Here is a 15,074-nt window from a genome sequence, read left to right as displayed (position 1 = left end):
GTGCGGCGCCCCTCGACAGCGGGCTGTCCTGCAGCGTTTCCGCCTTGATGCCCAAGCTTTAATCTGGTTTCCAGCAAAGCACCAACCCGCCCGCCAGCCCGGACAGATCGCCCCGTGTCGCACGCCGCCTCCGAACCGCTACAGCTCCACTACCGGGGCGAGATCGCCGAACTGGTGATCAACCGTCCGGACAAGCGCAATGCCTTCACCGAGGCGATGTGGGCCGCCCTGCCCGTCATGCTTGAGCCGGCGGCCGAGAAATGCCGCGTGCTCGTCGTACGGGGCGAAGGCGAGCATTTCGCCGCTGGAGCCGATATCGGCGAATTCGAGACGATCTACGCCACCAAGGAGCGCGGCGAGGCCTTCTCCGACATTTTCATCGCAGCGATGGATGCGCTGGCGAACTTTCCGCACCCGACCATCGCCATGGTCCGAGGAAGTGCGGTCGGCGGCGGGTGCGGGCTTACGCTGGCCTGCGATCTGCGCTTCGCCGATACGACAACCCGCATGGGGATCACGCCGGCCAAGCTGGGCCTGCTCTACCCGTTCAACGACACCAAGCGTCTGGTCGACACGGTCGGCGCCCCGACTGCCAAGGACCTCATGTTTTCGGCGCGCATCGTGGATGGCGAAGAAGCCCTGCGCGTCGGTCTTGTCGATCGACTGTGCGAACCGGGCGAGCTGGCCGGGCTTGTGCAGGCCTATTGCAACCGCCTGCTGGACATGTCCCCCAACTCGGCCACATACATCAAGCAGATGATCCGGCACGTCATGGACGGGCAGGATCGCGACACGGAAGAGACGCGGGCCCTGTTCGCCAGCGCCTTTTCCAGCGAGGACTTCCAGGAAGGCTATCGCGCCTTCCTCGAAAAACGCACGCCGGACTTTTCGCGCCCGCGTGCCGGAAAAACCAGGACGAGGAAAACAGAGTCATGACTGCCAAGCCGACCCTCAGAGACAAGGACGCCCCGGATCTCGGACGTTTCGACTGGCAGGACCCGTTCCGCCTCGAGGACCAGCTGACCGAGGAAGAGCGCCTGGTGCGGGATACCGCCCGCAATTATGCGCAGAACCATCTCCAGCCGCGCGTCATTGAGGCGTTCCGCGAGGAAAAGACCGATCCGGCCATCTTCCGCGAAATGGGCGATAACGGCCTTCTCGGATCCACCTTGCCGGAAGAGTATGGCGGCGCAGGCCTCGGCTATGTCGCCTACGGTCTGGTGGCCCGGGAAGTCGAGCGCGTCGATAGCGGCTATCGCTCCATGATGTCGGTCCAGTCCTCGCTCGTCATTTATCCGATCTACGCCTACGGCTCGGAGGAGCAGCGCCAGAAATACCTGCCCAAGCTGGCCTCGGGCGAGTGGATCGGCTGTTTCGGCCTGACCGAGCCGGATGCCGGCTCCGACCCGGCCGGCATGAAGACGCGCGCCGAGAAGACCGCCAGCGGCTACAAGCTGACCGGTTCGAAAATGTGGATCTCCAACTCGCCGATCGCCGACGTCTTCGTCGTCTGGGCCAAGTCCGATGCCCATGACGGCAAGATCCGCGGCTTCATCCTGGAAAAGGGCATGAAAGGCCTGTCCGCGCCGAAGATCGGCGGCAAACTCTCCCTGCGCGCCTCGATCACCGGCGAGATCGTGATGGACGGCGTCGAAGTGGGCGAGGACGCCCTCCTTCCCCACGTCTCCGGCCTGAAGGGCCCGTTCGGCTGCCTCAACCGGGCCCGCTACGGCATTTCCTGGGGCGTGATGGGATCGGCGGAATTCTGCTGGCACGCCGCGCGCCAGTACGGTCTCGACCGCAAGCAGTTCGACCGGCCCCTCGCCCAGACCCAGCTCTTCCAGAAGAAACTCGCCGACATGCAGACCGAGATCGCGCTCGGCCTGCAGGGCTCGCTCCAGGTCGGTCGCCTGATGGACCAGGCCAAGGCCGCGCCGGAGATGATCTCCATCGTGAAGCGGAACAATTGCGGCAAGGCCCTCGAGATCGCGCGCCACGCCCGCGACATGCATGGCGGCAACGGCATTTCCGAGGAATTCCAGGTCATCCGGCATATGGTCAATCTGGAAACGGTCAACACCTATGAAGGCGCCCACGACGTGCACGCCCTCATCCTCGGACGTGCCCAGACGGGTCTGCAGGCGTTTTTCTAGACGCCAGAAAATCGCGATACCGAGAGACGTCGGCGCCACCGCGCCGGCGTCTTTTTATTCTTGCGATCTACAACCTCTAGCCGTAATAGGAATTCGGGGAGATTCAGGCATTTCAGGGGGATAAGATGCCAATTCTGTTCGGCGCTCACATTCTGGTTGCACTTGTCTGCGCCGTGCATGTCATACGCACAGAACGCCAGATGTACTGGCTTTTCATTCTGTTCGTATTTCCCGGGCTCGGTTCCGCCGTCTACGTTATCGCCGAACTGCTGCCTTCCGTTTTCGGGTCCGCAACCGCTCGCAAAGCCGGACAGGCCGCACGAAAAGCCCTCGACCCGGGCCGCGAGGCACGCGAAGCCCTGACACAGCTGGAAATCAGCCGAACGCCCGGCAATCTGATGCGGGCAGCCAACGCTCTCGTCGCGATCGACCGGAATGAGGAGGCGCTTGTTCTCGCTCGCGAAGCCGCGACCGGACCTTTCGCCGAGGACGCCGCCATCATGTACGCACTCGCCAGGGCGCAATTCGCGAACGGCCTGTACGACGATGCGCGCCTCCAGCTGGAAGCGATGAAATCCGCCAATCCCGATTTGCGGCACCCGGACGGACACCTGCTCTACGCCCGCGCACTCGAGGCGCTCGGACACCGGAGCGAAGCGCTTGAGACCTACGCGCATGCTGCGGACTACTTTCCAGGACCGGAGGCGCGTGCACGCTGGGCCATCCTGCTCGAGGCCGAAGGCGAACGCGAGGCCGCCCGTGCCCGCTGGCAGGAAATCCTAACCAGTGCGAAACACGCACCGGCATTCGTCAAGCGCACCCATCGCAAATGGCTGGACATGGCCCGCGCCAAGGTCTGAGACAGCGGCACTCACAAAATGGCCGCCCCGAACTACCGGGGCGGCCCTTTTCGTTGGATTTCGTGCGGATCAGCTCTTTTCGATCGCGATCGCGTTGAGCATCCAGGCGGCTTCCTCGTGCACGCCGATGCGGGCGGTCAGAAGGTCGGCCGTGTAGACGTCGCTCGCCTTTTCCGCACGCTTCACCATGTCACGCATCTGGTCGGCCACGGTGAGGTGGTCGGCGGCGAGTTCCCTCACCATCTCGCCCGTCGCCGGGAAGTCCTCGATGTCCTCGACGACACTGGCCTTGGCGTAGGCCGCCAGCCCCATCGGCGCCGGCGCGCCCAGGGCGCGGATGCGCTCGGCGATATCGTCCACAGCCTCAGCGAGGTCCTGGTACTGGTCGTCGGTCAGCTTGTGAACGCTGTAGAAGAGCGGGCCCGTCACATTCCAGTGGAAGCCGTGCGTCTTGTGGTAAAGCACATAAGTGCTGGCAAGCGCTCTGCCGAGATCCTCGGCGATCGCCTTGCGATCGTCATCGCGCAGGCTCGTTTTCATCGGAATGTTTTCGGCACGAGCTTTCAGCGCAGTTGACATTGTTATCACCCTTGTTGCGACCACCGCCAATTGGTGGACGCCCATGACCTAGTGTCCGCATCCGGCGCTTCAAGCTTTCAAGTTGGTGTTTGCAAATATTTTGCAACATTGGTCAAGCAGATTGGATATCGGCAATAATATTGCGCATTAAATTGCGCTCTCCGACATTGCGCACACCATCAACACCGTCTTGCTTTTATTGCTTAAGGGCGCCAAATTCGCTAGCAGCTCTGGACAATCTTCACCCGGGCTCTAGCTGAACACTTGCCGGGAAACACCGGCCCCGCAATCCGGATGACGTTGGCCGTACAGTATCAGCAGAGGACATCATTATGACGACGACCGGGAAAACCACACGGCTCGGCTCCGAGGATGCACGCCAGGCCGAGAAGACAGGTACGCTGCGCTGGACCCTCGGCGTGTCCCTGCCCCTCGCCGTCCTCGCGCTGGGCGTCATCGCCCTCGCATTCATGGCCTGACGCTAACGAAGCGGCGCCGGGCTTTTCCGCTGTGCAATCCGTTGCGGATTAGCCGCAACTGAGACTTGAAGCCCCCGCCGCGCCATTCTAAACCCGCAGGTGGAGAGGTGGCCGAGTGGTCGAAGGCGCTCCCCTGCTAAGGGAGTAGGCGGTGTCCCCGTCTCGTGGGTTCGAATCCCATCCTCTCCGCCACTATCCCAACTCCACCCCACCCCGACTCCAGCAATACGCGCCGGGCGTGACTTCCCTCACCCTTCTGCACTTTTCGTCTGCACGATTGTGCTCGCCGGGCGAGTCTGATCCCATATCGGCCTAAACGCGATCCGGGTGACGGGGGATTGATGTGACGGGCGAGATTTCCAGACGGCAGGTCATGGGCTGGGGGTTGGCCACCGGCATGGCCGTAGCGGCTCCGGCCTGTGGGGCCGAGGCAGATCAATCCCTCAAAGCCCTGGCGCAAGCCCGGGGTTTGCGTTTCGGCAGTTCGATCGGCGCCGGTACGGCGAACAGTTTGGCCGGTTCTTTCCATGACCCCGCCTATCGGGACCTGATGCGCCGCGAATGCGGCGTCCTGGTGCATGAAAACGCACTGAAATGGTATGTGCTGCGCACCGGGCCCACCGGGTTCGACTTCGCCCCCGCCGACCGGATCATGCAGTTTGCCCGCGAGGCCGGTCTGGGCGTTCGCGGCCACACGCTTCTGTGGAACCGGGCCGAATTTACGCCGGCCTGGCTTGAGGAAGCCGACTTCGGATCGCGCCCGGCCAGCGCCGCCGAACAGCTGATCGTCGAACACATCCGAACGGTCGTCGAGCGCTATCGCGGGCAAATCTACTCCTGGGACGTGGTCAATGAGACGGTCGACCCGGAGACGGGCGAACTGCGCGACACCGTCTTCTCGCGCCTGCTGGGCGAACGGGTCACGGACATCGCCTTCCATGCCGCGCGCGAGGCAGATCCTGACGCGCAGCTTGTCTATAACGACTATATGGGCTGGGACACGGGCCAGTCGCGTCATCGCGACGGCGTCATGCGGCTTGTCGACGGCATGGTCGAGCGGGGCGTCCCGATCGATGCGCTGGGCGTGCAGAGCCATATCTGGGCTTCCCCCGGTGAGCGCAGTGACGGTTTCGATCCGGCGCGGGACGCGCGCTGGCACGACTTCCTCACCGCGATCACGCGGCTGGACCTCGATCTCGCGGTGACCGAGTTCGACGTCAACGACACACGTCTTGCCTACGAGATCGCCGAGCGGGACGCGGACATCTCAGCCCTGGCCGAGCACTATCTATCCCTGATGCTGTCCTATCCGCAGACCCGCGATGTGCTCGTCTGGGGTATGGCCGACCCCTATTCCTGGCTGCAGAATCTCTGGCCGCGCCCCGACGGCGAGGCCAAGCGCCCCTCGCCCTATGACGCGAATTTCCGCCCCAAACCGCTGCGCGCAGCAATCGCCCGCGCGTTGCAGAGCGCACCGGCTCGATAGTCGCGCGGCGATAAGCGGCGCGGATTGACGGGGATGCGGCTCCCGGAATTTGGTGTGTGTCCCGTTTTTTCTCAGCCTGTGTATTAGGCAGGAACCATCCCGTGACACTGCGGGATTGGACGCCCCCTTCGATCCGCCGCCGTTCTTTCGGTCCGTGTTTCTCCCGCTCTTCCCTACCGGGGCGTCGAGCACGCGATATCGGTATATGCAGAGACCTGTTCTGCCCTGTAGGCGCGCAAGCGGTAGCAATAGAGCGTTCCCGGCACCAGCCCGTCATCGATATCTGAGCGCGCGCCGGTATTGCGGACCCGGCTCTCGACCCGCTCCTCGCTGGAAAAGACGCGGCGCCAGTCATAGTTCACGCCGCCGCGCGCGCGGACCGGTGTCCCGCGCTCGACATGAACGCCCTGTTCCGAACCGGCATTGTCCTGCCAGCTGATCGCGATACTGGTCGGCGTGACCACGTTCAACACCAGTTCCGAAGGCGCCGGCAATTGCCCGCGCCGGGCAGAGACCGTTTCGCTTCGACGGGGCGGCGTACGCCCCGTGCGGTGGTCGACCGTCGCATCTCTTAGGTCCTCGTCCCCGGACGATCCGCCGAGCAGGTCGCCCAGTCCGTCTTCTATGCCTCCGATCGCATCCCCGATCGCATTGCCGGCCGGTGCCAGAGCATCCTCGATCGGATCGGTGACCGGGCTGACGGGATCGAAATTCGTCGTCTCCGGGGTTCCGCCGGATCCTGAGCCGCGACTGCCCGAGCCTGCGCTTTCAAGCTCCTCCAGCTGACGTTCCATGGCTTCCCGTTCGCGGCGCAATTGCTCGATTTCCCGGTTATCGGCCTCCGATTCCGAAGCCTCCGCCCGGCGCGTGCCGACGGTCCGGTCGGACTGGTCCGGCGCGGTCAGTATCGGTTGCGAGGCCTGGAGCGGCGGCGCGGACGACGTGGCAGGAGTCTGCCCCGCAAAGGCGCTGCCTGCCGGCAAGACCAGCAGCGAGATCAGCGTTGACTTCAACAACATGAGGCTTCCTCCAATAATGGGATCGTGCGCGGCCGGAGCGGCCGTCATCCTGGGGCCGCTTCGAGGGCATCCACCAGGGCCTGGTAGCGCTTGCGGTTCTCCGGCGACCAGGTCGTGGCAAGGTCGTAGAACGCCTCGACTGCGTAATGCTCGGCCGGGATCCGGTACCAGGGCATTTTCGTGGATGTGTAGATATGGACGTCCGGCGGCATCCGGTCCGGTTCATCCAGCGTGCCGACCCGCAGAAATCGCACGCGCTCCCGCAGTCCGCGGAAATCATAGCTGCTCCAGACGGCGACCTTGCAGTCCGGACAGCGTGCGATGACCTGCCCCTTGCCGCTCGGCGAAGGCGTGTCGATCTTCTCGATATCCCCGCGGGTCTGCAGGACGTGTTCCGCCTCGAACAGGGCGTTGATTACGTGCGGTCCGCCGGTTTGCCGCTGACACCAGCGGCAATGGCAGGCGTGAACGATCATCGGCGTGGCGGTGACTTCGTACCGCACCTGGCCGCAAGCGCAGCCTCCGGTGCATTTTTTGATGCTGTCAGTCATGCGCGTTTTCCCTCAAGCAATTTCAGGCTTCCACGATGTCGCGTTTCAGGGAATCGAGGAAGGCCATGACTTCGCCGCCCTCCGTGGCGCCAACACCGAGCTCGCCGGCGGTCCTGGAAACGAGTTCGACGAAACGCGACCAGTCGGCCTGCGTAATACCCATCCCCGTGTGAGCGAGTGCCATGTCGCGCCCGGTGTAGTGCATCTGGCCGCCGGTCTGGCGAACCAGATAATCGATCAGCAGCTGGAGTTCGCGCGCCTTGCGGTCTGTGCCGCGATTGTCCCAGAAGCGGCCCAGCAAATCGTCGGACTGGGCCCGGGCGACGAGACGGGTGGCGAATGTGGCGATCGCATCATAACCGCCCAGACGAGCATAAAGACTTGCGGGCACGAGCACGGCCTCCGTTTGATTTTCTGTTGTCATTCAGGATGCATGCACGCAGGGTTTTGAATATCCGCGCAAAATCGACACCGATTTTGCAGAAATGCACAGGGGCCTGCGAAGCTATGCAATGGGATGATGCGCGCGTATTTCTGGCGTTCGCTCGCGAAGGCTCCTTCACGGCGGCGGCGAGACGGCTGGGCGTGCAGCATTCGACCGTGTCACGCCGGATACATGCGCTCGAGGCCCAGGTGGGCACGCCCCTCGTCGAGCGGTGCGCCGCCGGATACTCGCTCACGCCTGCCGGCGAGGACTTGCGCCTCTCGGCCTACCGGATCGAGCAGGAATTATTGTCCTTCGAGGCGGCGAATGGCGGACAAAGCCAGGACGCAACCGGGGAGCTCCGCGTGAGTGCGATCGCCAATATGGCCTCGACCGTCCTGATGCCCATATTCGCCAGCTTCAGCGCCGCCCAGCCCGGCATAGACCTGCGGATCGAAGTCACCAATGATTCCGTCAGACTGGCCGAGCGCGATGCGGATATCGCGCTGCGCCAAACCAATAATCCTGGCGAAACGCTGATCGGAACCCGCCTCGCGACCATCGCCTCGGCGGTCTATGGCGAGACAGGCTATACAGCAGCCATAAAGGCCGGTGATGCCGAAGAAACATGGATCGGCGTCGACTGCTGCGACTTCCACCGTAGCTGGACGCGCGAAGCCAGGCCGGACGCGAACCATTCCTTCTGGGTTGATGAAACCTCCCTGACGCTTGCGGCGATCAAGGCAGGGCTGGGCGTAGGGTTCCTGCCCTGCTTTCTCGGCGACAGCATGGATGGCATTACCCGCTTCCGGGAGCCGGAAGCGCGCCATGAAATCGGATTATGGCTGCTCTATCATCGCGATCTGAGAAACACGAAGCGTGTCGCCCTGTTTCGCGAGCACATGCAGCGGGAAGTCCCCCGGATCGCCCACCTCTTCGCCGGCCAGCCGGCAGATGACGCCTAAAGCCCCTTTGGTCTGTCCATCAGAGACAGGCCGAAACCGCGACACTCGCGACCAGCTCGCCTTAGATCGCCACAACCCGCCCCCGATTGATCCGCGTCAATGCTCCCCGCGACGCTTCAGGCAAGCTTTCCCGTCAGGCCTACAAGTCCCGGGAGACCGCCATGAGCCATACGACATTCGAGCATTCCGTCCAGGACGCCAATATCTGGCTGAAGGGCATGATGGAAACGCTTCATTTCGGCGAGAAGCGGCATGCCTATTCGGCCCTGCGGGCGACGCTTCATGCGCTGCGCGACCGGCTTCCTCCGGACGGAGCGGTCCATTTCGGCGCCCAGCTGCCCATGCTCATCCGGGGCCTCTATTACGAAGGCTGGCGCATCGCGGGCAAACCGGTGGAAATCCACACCGCCGACGCCTTCGCCGACTATGTCGCGCGCGAACTGCCCCAGCAATTCCCCATGGACCCGCAAGCCGTCGCCCGCCGTACCTTCGCCTTCCTCGAAGGGCACATGGATGCTGGCGAAGTCCGCAAGGTCATCGGCCAGCTCCCCCAGCCCATCAAGGCACTCTGGCCACAATTCGAGACGGCGCTCTGAGACAGCGCCGCATGGGCGCACCTATCGTCGCACCTCCCTCCACAAGTCGCACTGCGAGGCGTAGACTGGGCCGAGAGCATATGCGCTCGGAGACGCCGCTGGAGGTGTGTCATGTCGCGCGTCAATGTGTTTCTGCCCGAACGACCCGTCCCGGCGCCATCCCCCACGGCATGCGCCCGCTGCCAGTCGCGTGCCTGCGCCGTCTGTGCGGATGCCGACACTGACTGCCTGACAGAACTCGACCGCATCGCACACCGGGCTTATCTCGCCGCCGGCGAAAGCTTCGTGCTGGAAGGCGAAGACGCCCGCTTCGCCGCCAATGTCATCAGCGGCGGTCTCAAGGTCCAGAAATCCCTCAGCGACGGCCGGACCCAGTCGGTCTGCTTTCTCTATCCCGGAGAATTCTTCGGGCTGCCCCTGCATCGACGGCAGGCCTTCTCGGCCACGGCTTTCGACGACACGGAACTCTGTCTCCTGCCCCGGCCTGCGCTCAACCGCATCATGGAGCGTCATCCCGATTTCGAGCGCCGGCTGTTTCGGGTCATCGAGGACCAGCTCGCTGCGGCGAGCGAACATCTGCTCCTGCTCGGCCGCAAATCGGCGATCGAGCGCGTGGCCAGCTTCCTGCTGGACCTGCAATTGCGCGCCACACGGCGCGGCGCGACGGACGGGCCGATCGGCCTTCCCCTGACGCGGCTGGAAATCGCGGACTATCTCGGCCTGACCATCGAAACGGTCAGCCGCTGCTTCACACGGCTCCGACAGAACGGCGTGGTGGAAACCCTGCCCGGGCATCCAGCCCGGGTCCATATCCTGGATCTGGCACGGCTGGCCGGCATTGCCAAATCCGAAGCCGGATCGGCCGCCGGCGTCAGCTGATCCCGGCTCATCGAGCCACCTGAATCAGGCAACCAGCTCGCCGTGACCGGCGATGGCGCTGACGACTTCACCCGTTACCAGATCCGGCTTCAGGCGCGCGATGTCGTCGATGGAAATAATGCCTGCAATGGTGTCGTCGGAGTTGAGAACGGGCAGACGATGGACATGATTGTCCATCATGGTGCGCACGACATCGCCGAGCCGGTCGCCTTTGCGGCAGATCATGACATCATCGGTCATGACCGTCCCGATCACGTCGCGCGTGACGTCACGCCCGGTCGCTATGGCCTGAGTGACGATATCGCGGTCCGTGACTGTCCCGAGGAGTCGCTTCCCGGCCACGACAAGCAACACGCCGACATTCGCTTCCCGCATGATCCTCGCCGCCTCGAAGATCGTCGCTTCGGACTGGATGGTCCGCACATTCGGGGTCATTACCTGGTGCACATTCATTTGCGTGTCTCCTAGCAGCTGACGGCCCCGCATCCCCTATCCGCTTCCCGGCCAGGTCGCGTTGATGTGCGTCAAGCTGGCCGCATCACAATCCGAATGGATAAGTGTCGGGCAGGCCGGCGAGCGTTTGCGTATCCAGGGGTGTGACTGCCCGGGTCCGGTCTACCCAGATCATCTCGTCGAACTGGCGCGGAAGCTCGGCTTCGAAATAATGGCTCACGCGTTCCGACTCCGGCCTGTAGATCACGCCGATCGCGCGTTCCAGCCGCGGCCGGGACAGGCATTCCCGAAGCGCTGCGCCGGAATCCCTCAAAGGCAGGAAAAAGCCGGCGCGACGTGTCAGATGGAACCATCTCTCGTAGCTGTCCGGATGCGCCGGCTGCACCGTCTTGATTTCCATCGGGCCGCCCCAGCTGCTGGCCGCCGCGACCTCGCCCCGATCGGTGCCGAAACCGATGGAGTAGACGTCCCTCCCCCATCGTTCGCGCGCCAGCTCGCCGATATTGAACTCGCCCCGGGCAGACATCTCGGTCGCAGCCGCATTCCCCAAGTGCGAATTATGGGCCCAGACCACGCCCCGCGCCCCCTCGCCATAATAATCGAAGAGGCTGGCCAGCGTTTCGAACATATGGGTGTCACGTAAATTCCAGGACGTACGCGAGCCGTAATACATGACACGATAGTATTCCTCCGCGCTGGCCACCAGGCGCGCATTGCGAACGGCATCGAAGACCGCTTCGTCGGTCTCCGCACGGCGCGCCTCGCGGCGCCGGAACAGGTCGACCAGGACCGCAATGACGTCTTCCTCGCACGCCGCATATTGCCCGCTCGCGGTCGCCCGGCCGTAGGAAGACGGGTCGTTTTCCCAGGGCGCGAGACAGGCATAGCGCCGGCGTGCATCAGCCGCCGCCACAGGGTCGGCCTCATCCAGATAGTCGAGCACGCGCCCGACCGAGAGATAAAGGCTGTAGAGATCGAGCCCGTGGAAGCCTGCCCGGCGTTCCCGGGCCCGGCCGCCATTCCAGGATTTCAGCCAGTCGACGAATTCGCGCGTCTCTTCATTGCGCCACATCCAGGTCGGAAAGCGCGCGAAGGCCGTCCAGTCGGCCCGCGGAACGTCGGAATGGCGCACATACTGGTCAATACGAGCCGCGTCTGGCCAGTCGGCCTCGGCCGCCACGAAGCGGAAACCGCACCGTTCGATCAGGGCACGGGTAATGCGGGCACGAAGCCGGTAGAATTCATGCGTCCCGTGACTGGCCTCGCCGATCAGGACAAGCCGCGCCGCACCGATCCGGTCCAGGAGCGGCTCGATATCCGCCTGGTCGATATCGTCGAACGCCTCGGCTTCCAGTGCGATCAAGGCCGCTGCCCCCGCATCCGTCCGGGCCGGGCGCCCCGCCGGCCATGCCGCCTCGAACGCGCTTCCGGCCGCGCCGCCCGCTTTTTCCTTCCAGCCTGCCTTGCCGATCAGAGGCACGAAGCGCACATCGGCGATGTCTTCGCGTTCGAAATTGTCCGGCCCGGTGCGGGTCACCCTGACCAGTTCCTGGGCGTAGACATTCGGGCCGACCGGCATGACCAGGCGGCCACCGACCGCCAATTGGTCGACCAGGACCTGCGGCACGTCGGGGCCGGCGGCGGATACCAGAATGGCATCGAAAGGCGCCTTGCCGGGCAGACCCGTACTGCCGTCGCTGCAATGGACGGTGACATTGCCGATCTCCAGCTTGCCGAACACCTCGACGCTGTGGGCCGCGAGTTCCGGAATGCGCTCGACCGCTTCCACGCTGGCGCAAATCTGGGCAAGGACAGCGGCGGCGTAACCCGAGCCCGATCCGATTTCGAGCGCGCGCTCCCCGCCGTCCAGCCCGAGCGCTTCCACCATGAAGGCGACGATATAGGGCTGTGAAATGGTCTGCCCCTGACCGATGGGTAGCGGCGCGTCCCGATAGGCCTCCTCCTCCATGTCTGCCGGAAGGAAAGCCTCGCGTGGGACCGCGGCCAGCGCCGCAAGCACCGCTTCATCGCGCACACCGCGCGAACGGAGTTGTCGCTCCACCATCCGTGCGCGTTCGCTGGCAAAATCGAGCATTCCTGTCTCCATCCCTGGATGCTGCAGGATTTCACCGGGCTCCCCCGCGAACATTGATTGGTGTCAAAACCTGTTCCTCTTGCAGCGAGGCTGAACCGGGTACTTGCCCGCTTGCACGGGGCTCTGGAATAATTACCAGGGGCGCCCGGTCTGCCCGCGCGCGGCGAGGGGAACCAGCCTTGGAAAACGATGTCAGATCCTTCATTCACGCGGGCAACCGACAGCTCGCGGCCAAAGCCTATGGCCCCGCCTGCGTGGAATATTCCCGAGCGCTCGATCTGCAGCCCGGCCTCGCTGCGGCGCATTACAATATCGGTGCAATTTTCCTGATGGCCGGCCGTCCGGATGACGGCATTCCGGCCCTCCTCACCGCTGCCGAGCTGCAGCCGGGAAATGCCCAGTTTGCGATCGCACTGGCACGTGCCCTGCTTGATAGCGGCGACCGGCAACGCGCTGCCAGTCTGCTTGACGCCACGCACCGACGCATACCCGGAGACGCCTCTCTCGCCGAGGCGGCGCGGCAATTGCCGACCGATCCTGCCGCGTCTGCGTCATATGACGGCGTGCGCGATCAGGTTGATCCGGCGGACGCGACGGACCGCCTCGCACGAGCACTCATGGACGCCGAAAAGGGCGACACGGATGCCGCATTTCATACGGTCAAATCGCTCGTCTGGGCCCTGCCGGGTTCGACTGAGCTCTGGTGCCTGCTTGCCCGTCTCGCTCCCGGGCGCGCATCGGGCGAGTACGCCGAGTTGTGCGCACGGCGCGCAGTCGCTCTTGCCCCCGACAATCCTGCCGGCTGGGTCTGGCTGGCCCGATGCCTGCGCGGATCCGGAAGCCGGGACGAGGACGCCGAGCGCGCGCTTACGACCGCAACACGACTGTGCGGGCATGGCCCCGCCCTCTCGGATGCCCGCATCGAGCTTTTGCTTGCCGCAAACCGCTTCGAGTCGGCTGCGGCGTTCCTCGATCAGCTGAAAGCGGAGACCGACGGAGCCGAGGCGGATATTCTCAGGCTCCGTGCGCGCGTGCACGAGGCCGCCGGTGAGTTCACCGAAGCAGCGCGATGTTTCGATGAAGCCATTGCGATCGCGCCGGAACGTGCTGACCTTGTGCTGGCCGCCGCCGAATTCCACGACAAGCAAGTCGACCCTGTCGGAATGCTGACCGTCATCGAAAAGGGACGGGCGAACGGTCTGGACTTCCAGTCCCACGAATTGCTCGACGCTCATGCGCGCGCCAGCCTCAAGGCCGGGCGTCTCGACGAAGCCCGGGAATCCATAATCGCGGCGATTGCCGCCGGTGGCCAGCCGAACCAGCTCCGCAGCCGCGACTTTACGCTCGGCAGGATCGAGGATCGCCGCGGCGCCCACCGCGACGCCTTTACCGCATTCATGGCCGGAAACAGCCAGCTGGAGGCCATCTGGGAAGATAACGGGCCATGCGATCACACCATGCCGCTTCGACGGCTGGAAAGCCTGCTCGGTCGACTTGATAAGGAGATCGCCGAGGGCGGATCGGTGCCGTTCCCGCCTGACCAACCGGACCGCGCGCCCGAGCAGACTGTACGACTTGCATTTCTGGTGGGTTTTCCGAGATCCGGCACGACCCTTCTGGACACAATTCTGCGGTCGCATTCCAGCACGGAGATCGTGGAAGAAAGACCGGTCCTGATAGACGCCCTGCGTTCCGCGGAGCCGGGAATAGCCGGAGACGAAACCAATTTCACCGAGGACTGGCTGGACAGAATTCATGCCGCACCATCGGAGATCCTGCGGAATCACTACCTTGCCAGACTCGCCAACGAAGTCGGAACTTCTCTTTCAAGTCAAACAACTTATATCGACAAGCTGCCGCTCAACATGAATTGGGCGCCGCTGATCCACAGGGTATTTCCGGACGCAGTGTTCATTCTCGCGCGGCGGCATCCATTCGATGTCGCCATCTCCAACCTGTTCCAGGATTTCAGTCCGAACAATGCCATGATGAACATGACGCGGCTCGAACGGATCGACGCCTTGTACGATTTGAGCTTCACCCTCTGGGAGCGTTTCGCCGGCTGGCGCAAGCCGCGAATTGCGGAGGTCCGTTACGAAGCTCTTGTGAGCGATCTGGAAAGCACTGTCGCACCTGTCATGGACGCACTCGGCCTGGAGTGGGAAGCCGCCCAGTCGCGCTTCTTCGAAACCGCGCGCCAACGTGGACGGATCAACACGCCGAGCGCGCAGCAGGTTATCCGGCCGCTCTATTCGACCTCCAGGGAACGCTGGCGAAATTATGCCTTCGCGTTGGAGGGGGATGATACCGACCGTCTGCGCAGCTGGGCCGGACGAGCGGGCTACAGCACAAGCGCGGGCGAGTAGCGGCGATCGGTTTCGATCGTGAAGTCCTGACCGGGCAGACGTCCGCCGTCGGTCAGATGATGGCGCATCAGCCGCTCGAAATGCTGCAGGAAGCGATCGATACCGGCATTGCTCATCATGTGACGGGCCGTTTCGCCCGACCGTCGCGGACGCGCCCGCAATCGTGCTT

The 15,074-nt window shown here is 63.9% G+C and carries 16 protein-coding genes and 1 tRNA gene; 10 read left to right on the top strand and 7 right to left on the bottom strand.

Annotated features, from left to right (window positions below; translation table 11 throughout):
* The first annotated feature begins 114 nt into the window (after window positions 1–114).
* The 3 genes from AC13HB_RS03430 (at window position 115) to AC13HB_RS03420 (ending at window position 3,013) form a co-directional block, all read left to right on the top strand.
* Complete coding sequence (locus tag AC13HB_RS03430; RefSeq protein ID WP_482948321.1) at window positions 115–936, top strand: enoyl-CoA hydratase/isomerase family protein; 822 nt, start codon at window positions 115–117, stop codon at window positions 934–936.
* A complete protein-coding gene (locus AC13HB_RS03425) occupies window positions 933–2,153 on the top strand; it encodes an acyl-CoA dehydrogenase (RefSeq protein ID WP_482948320.1) in 1,221 nt (406 codons plus the stop codon). Before AC13HB_RS03430 ends, AC13HB_RS03425 begins: the two co-directional genes overlap by 4 nt.
* 125 nt (window positions 2,154–2,278) lie before the next feature.
* Window positions 2,279–3,013, top strand: a complete 735-nt coding sequence (locus AC13HB_RS03420) for a hypothetical protein (RefSeq protein ID WP_482948319.1) — start codon at window positions 2,279–2,281, stop codon at window positions 3,011–3,013.
* 69 nt (window positions 3,014–3,082) lie between these two features.
* Here the strand turns inward: AC13HB_RS03420 and AC13HB_RS03415 are convergent, their stop codons facing one another.
* Entirely contained in the window at window positions 3,083–3,553 is a 471-nt protein-coding gene (locus AC13HB_RS03415) for a Dps family protein (protein WP_482948318.1), read from the bottom strand.
* Window positions 3,554–3,924: 371 nt separating this feature from the next.
* On the opposite strand from AC13HB_RS03415, the gene AC13HB_RS03410 reads away from it, so the two are divergent.
* The 3 genes from AC13HB_RS03410 (at window position 3,925) to AC13HB_RS03400 (ending at window position 5,557) form a co-directional block, all read left to right on the top strand.
* On the top strand, window positions 3,925–4,071 hold the full coding sequence (locus AC13HB_RS03410) for a hypothetical protein (RefSeq protein WP_482948317.1): 147 nt from the start codon (window positions 3,925–3,927) through the stop codon (window positions 4,069–4,071).
* A 101-nt stretch (window positions 4,072–4,172) separates the two neighbouring features.
* A tRNA-Ser gene (locus AC13HB_RS03405) sits at window positions 4,173–4,263 on the top strand.
* Window positions 4,264–4,414: 151 nt separating this feature from the next.
* Window positions 4,415–5,557 carry an endo-1,4-beta-xylanase gene (locus AC13HB_RS03400; RefSeq protein ID WP_482948316.1) on the top strand — a complete coding sequence of 381 codons (1,143 nt, stop codon included), beginning with the start codon at window positions 4,415–4,417 and terminating at the stop codon, window positions 5,555–5,557.
* Between the two features lie 173 nt (window positions 5,558–5,730).
* Here the strand turns inward: AC13HB_RS03400 and AC13HB_RS03395 are convergent, their stop codons facing one another.
* From AC13HB_RS03395 to AC13HB_RS03385, 3 genes are read right to left on the bottom strand one after another with little or no spacing between them, the layout of a single operon-like run.
* On the bottom strand, window positions 5,731–6,576 hold the full coding sequence (locus tag AC13HB_RS03395; RefSeq protein ID WP_482948314.1) for a fibronectin type III domain-containing protein: 846 nt from the start codon (window positions 6,574–6,576) through the stop codon (window positions 5,731–5,733).
* Window positions 6,577–6,620: 44 nt separating this feature from the next.
* Window positions 6,621–7,127 carry a GFA family protein gene (locus tag AC13HB_RS03390; protein ID WP_482948313.1) on the bottom strand — a complete coding sequence of 169 codons (507 nt, stop codon included), beginning with the start codon at window positions 7,125–7,127 and terminating at the stop codon, window positions 6,621–6,623.
* 22 nt (window positions 7,128–7,149) lie between these two features.
* On the bottom strand, window positions 7,150–7,551 hold the full coding sequence (locus AC13HB_RS03385; protein ID WP_482948312.1) for a group I truncated hemoglobin: 402 nt from the start codon (window positions 7,549–7,551) through the stop codon (window positions 7,150–7,152).
* Between the two features lie 83 nt (window positions 7,552–7,634).
* Between AC13HB_RS03385 and AC13HB_RS03380 the strand changes: the two genes are divergently transcribed.
* The 3 genes from AC13HB_RS03380 (at window position 7,635) to AC13HB_RS03370 (ending at window position 9,991) form a co-directional block, all read left to right on the top strand.
* Window positions 7,635–8,516: a LysR family transcriptional regulator gene (locus AC13HB_RS03380; protein ID WP_482948311.1), complete on the top strand. Its 882-nt coding sequence runs from the start codon at window positions 7,635–7,637 to the stop codon at window positions 8,514–8,516.
* Window positions 8,517–8,677: 161 nt separating this feature from the next.
* Window positions 8,678–9,112 carry a DUF2267 domain-containing protein gene (locus tag AC13HB_RS03375; RefSeq protein WP_482948310.1) on the top strand — a complete coding sequence of 145 codons (435 nt, stop codon included), beginning with the start codon at window positions 8,678–8,680 and terminating at the stop codon, window positions 9,110–9,112.
* A gap of 111 nt (window positions 9,113–9,223) precedes the next feature.
* Window positions 9,224–9,991 (top strand): Crp/Fnr family transcriptional regulator, encoded by a 768-nt coding sequence (locus AC13HB_RS03370; RefSeq protein ID WP_482948309.1) that lies wholly within the window; start codon window positions 9,224–9,226, stop codon window positions 9,989–9,991.
* A gap of 24 nt (window positions 9,992–10,015) precedes the next feature.
* On the opposite strand, the gene AC13HB_RS03365 is transcribed toward AC13HB_RS03370, so the two are convergent.
* Together AC13HB_RS03365 and AC13HB_RS03360 are read right to left on the bottom strand one after the other, a co-directional pair.
* A complete protein-coding gene (locus AC13HB_RS03365; protein WP_482948308.1) occupies window positions 10,016–10,444 on the bottom strand; it encodes a CBS domain-containing protein in 429 nt (142 codons plus the stop codon).
* A gap of 85 nt (window positions 10,445–10,529) precedes the next feature.
* The gene (locus AC13HB_RS03360; protein WP_482948307.1) at window positions 10,530–12,539 is read right to left on the bottom strand and encodes a protein-L-isoaspartate(D-aspartate) O-methyltransferase; all 2,010 of its coding nucleotides are present in this window, start codon (window positions 12,537–12,539) and stop codon (window positions 10,530–10,532) included.
* A gap of 179 nt (window positions 12,540–12,718) precedes the next feature.
* Between AC13HB_RS03360 and AC13HB_RS03355 the strand changes: the two genes are divergently transcribed.
* Window positions 12,719–14,905 (top strand): tetratricopeptide repeat-containing sulfotransferase family protein, encoded by a 2,187-nt coding sequence (locus AC13HB_RS03355; RefSeq protein ID WP_482948306.1) that lies wholly within the window; start codon window positions 12,719–12,721, stop codon window positions 14,903–14,905.
* Here the strand turns inward: AC13HB_RS03355 and AC13HB_RS03350 are convergent.
* Window positions 14,881–15,066, bottom strand: coding sequence for a hypothetical protein (locus AC13HB_RS03350; RefSeq protein WP_482948305.1), 186 nt, complete (start codon window positions 15,064–15,066; stop codon window positions 14,881–14,883). The genes AC13HB_RS03355 and AC13HB_RS03350 overlap by 25 nt on opposite strands.
* Window positions 15,067–15,074 lie beyond the last annotated feature (8 nt).

Source organism: Maricaulis sp. B-26, assembly GCF_056857855.1.
This window is presented reverse-complemented; position numbering and strand designations above follow the sequence as displayed.

Excerpts from the sequence above, each read along its gene's own strand:
- AC13HB_RS03425 (WP_482948320.1), top strand. The coding sequence starts at position 933 with ATGACTGCCAAGCCGACCCTCAGAGACAAGGACGCCCCGGATCTCGGA.
- AC13HB_RS03420 (WP_482948319.1), top strand. The coding sequence starts at position 2,279 with ATGCCAATTCTGTTCGGCGCTCACATTCTGGTTGCACTTGTCTGCGCC.
- AC13HB_RS03415 (WP_482948318.1), bottom strand. The coding sequence starts at position 3,553 with ATGAAAACGAGCCTGCGCGATGACGATCGCAAGGCGATCGCCGAGGAT.
- AC13HB_RS03410 (WP_482948317.1), top strand. The coding sequence starts at position 3,925 with ATGACGACGACCGGGAAAACCACACGGCTCGGCTCCGAGGATGCACGC.
- AC13HB_RS03395 (WP_482948314.1), bottom strand. The coding sequence starts at position 6,576 with ATGTTGTTGAAGTCAACGCTGATCTCGCTGCTGGTCTTGCCGGCAGGC.
- AC13HB_RS03390 (WP_482948313.1), bottom strand. The coding sequence starts at position 7,127 with ATGACTGACAGCATCAAAAAATGCACCGGAGGCTGCGCTTGCGGCCAG.
- AC13HB_RS03385 (WP_482948312.1), bottom strand. The coding sequence starts at position 7,551 with ATGACAACAGAAAATCAAACGGAGGCCGTGCTCGTGCCCGCAAGTCTT.
- AC13HB_RS03380 (WP_482948311.1), top strand. The coding sequence starts at position 7,635 with ATGCAATGGGATGATGCGCGCGTATTTCTGGCGTTCGCTCGCGAAGGC.
- AC13HB_RS03375 (WP_482948310.1), top strand. The coding sequence starts at position 8,678 with ATGAGCCATACGACATTCGAGCATTCCGTCCAGGACGCCAATATCTGG.
- AC13HB_RS03370 (WP_482948309.1), top strand. The coding sequence starts at position 9,224 with ATGTCGCGCGTCAATGTGTTTCTGCCCGAACGACCCGTCCCGGCGCCA.
- AC13HB_RS03365 (WP_482948308.1), bottom strand. The coding sequence starts at position 10,444 with ATGAATGTGCACCAGGTAATGACCCCGAATGTGCGGACCATCCAGTCC.
- AC13HB_RS03360 (WP_482948307.1), bottom strand. The coding sequence starts at position 12,539 with ATGCTCGATTTTGCCAGCGAACGCGCACGGATGGTGGAGCGACAACTC.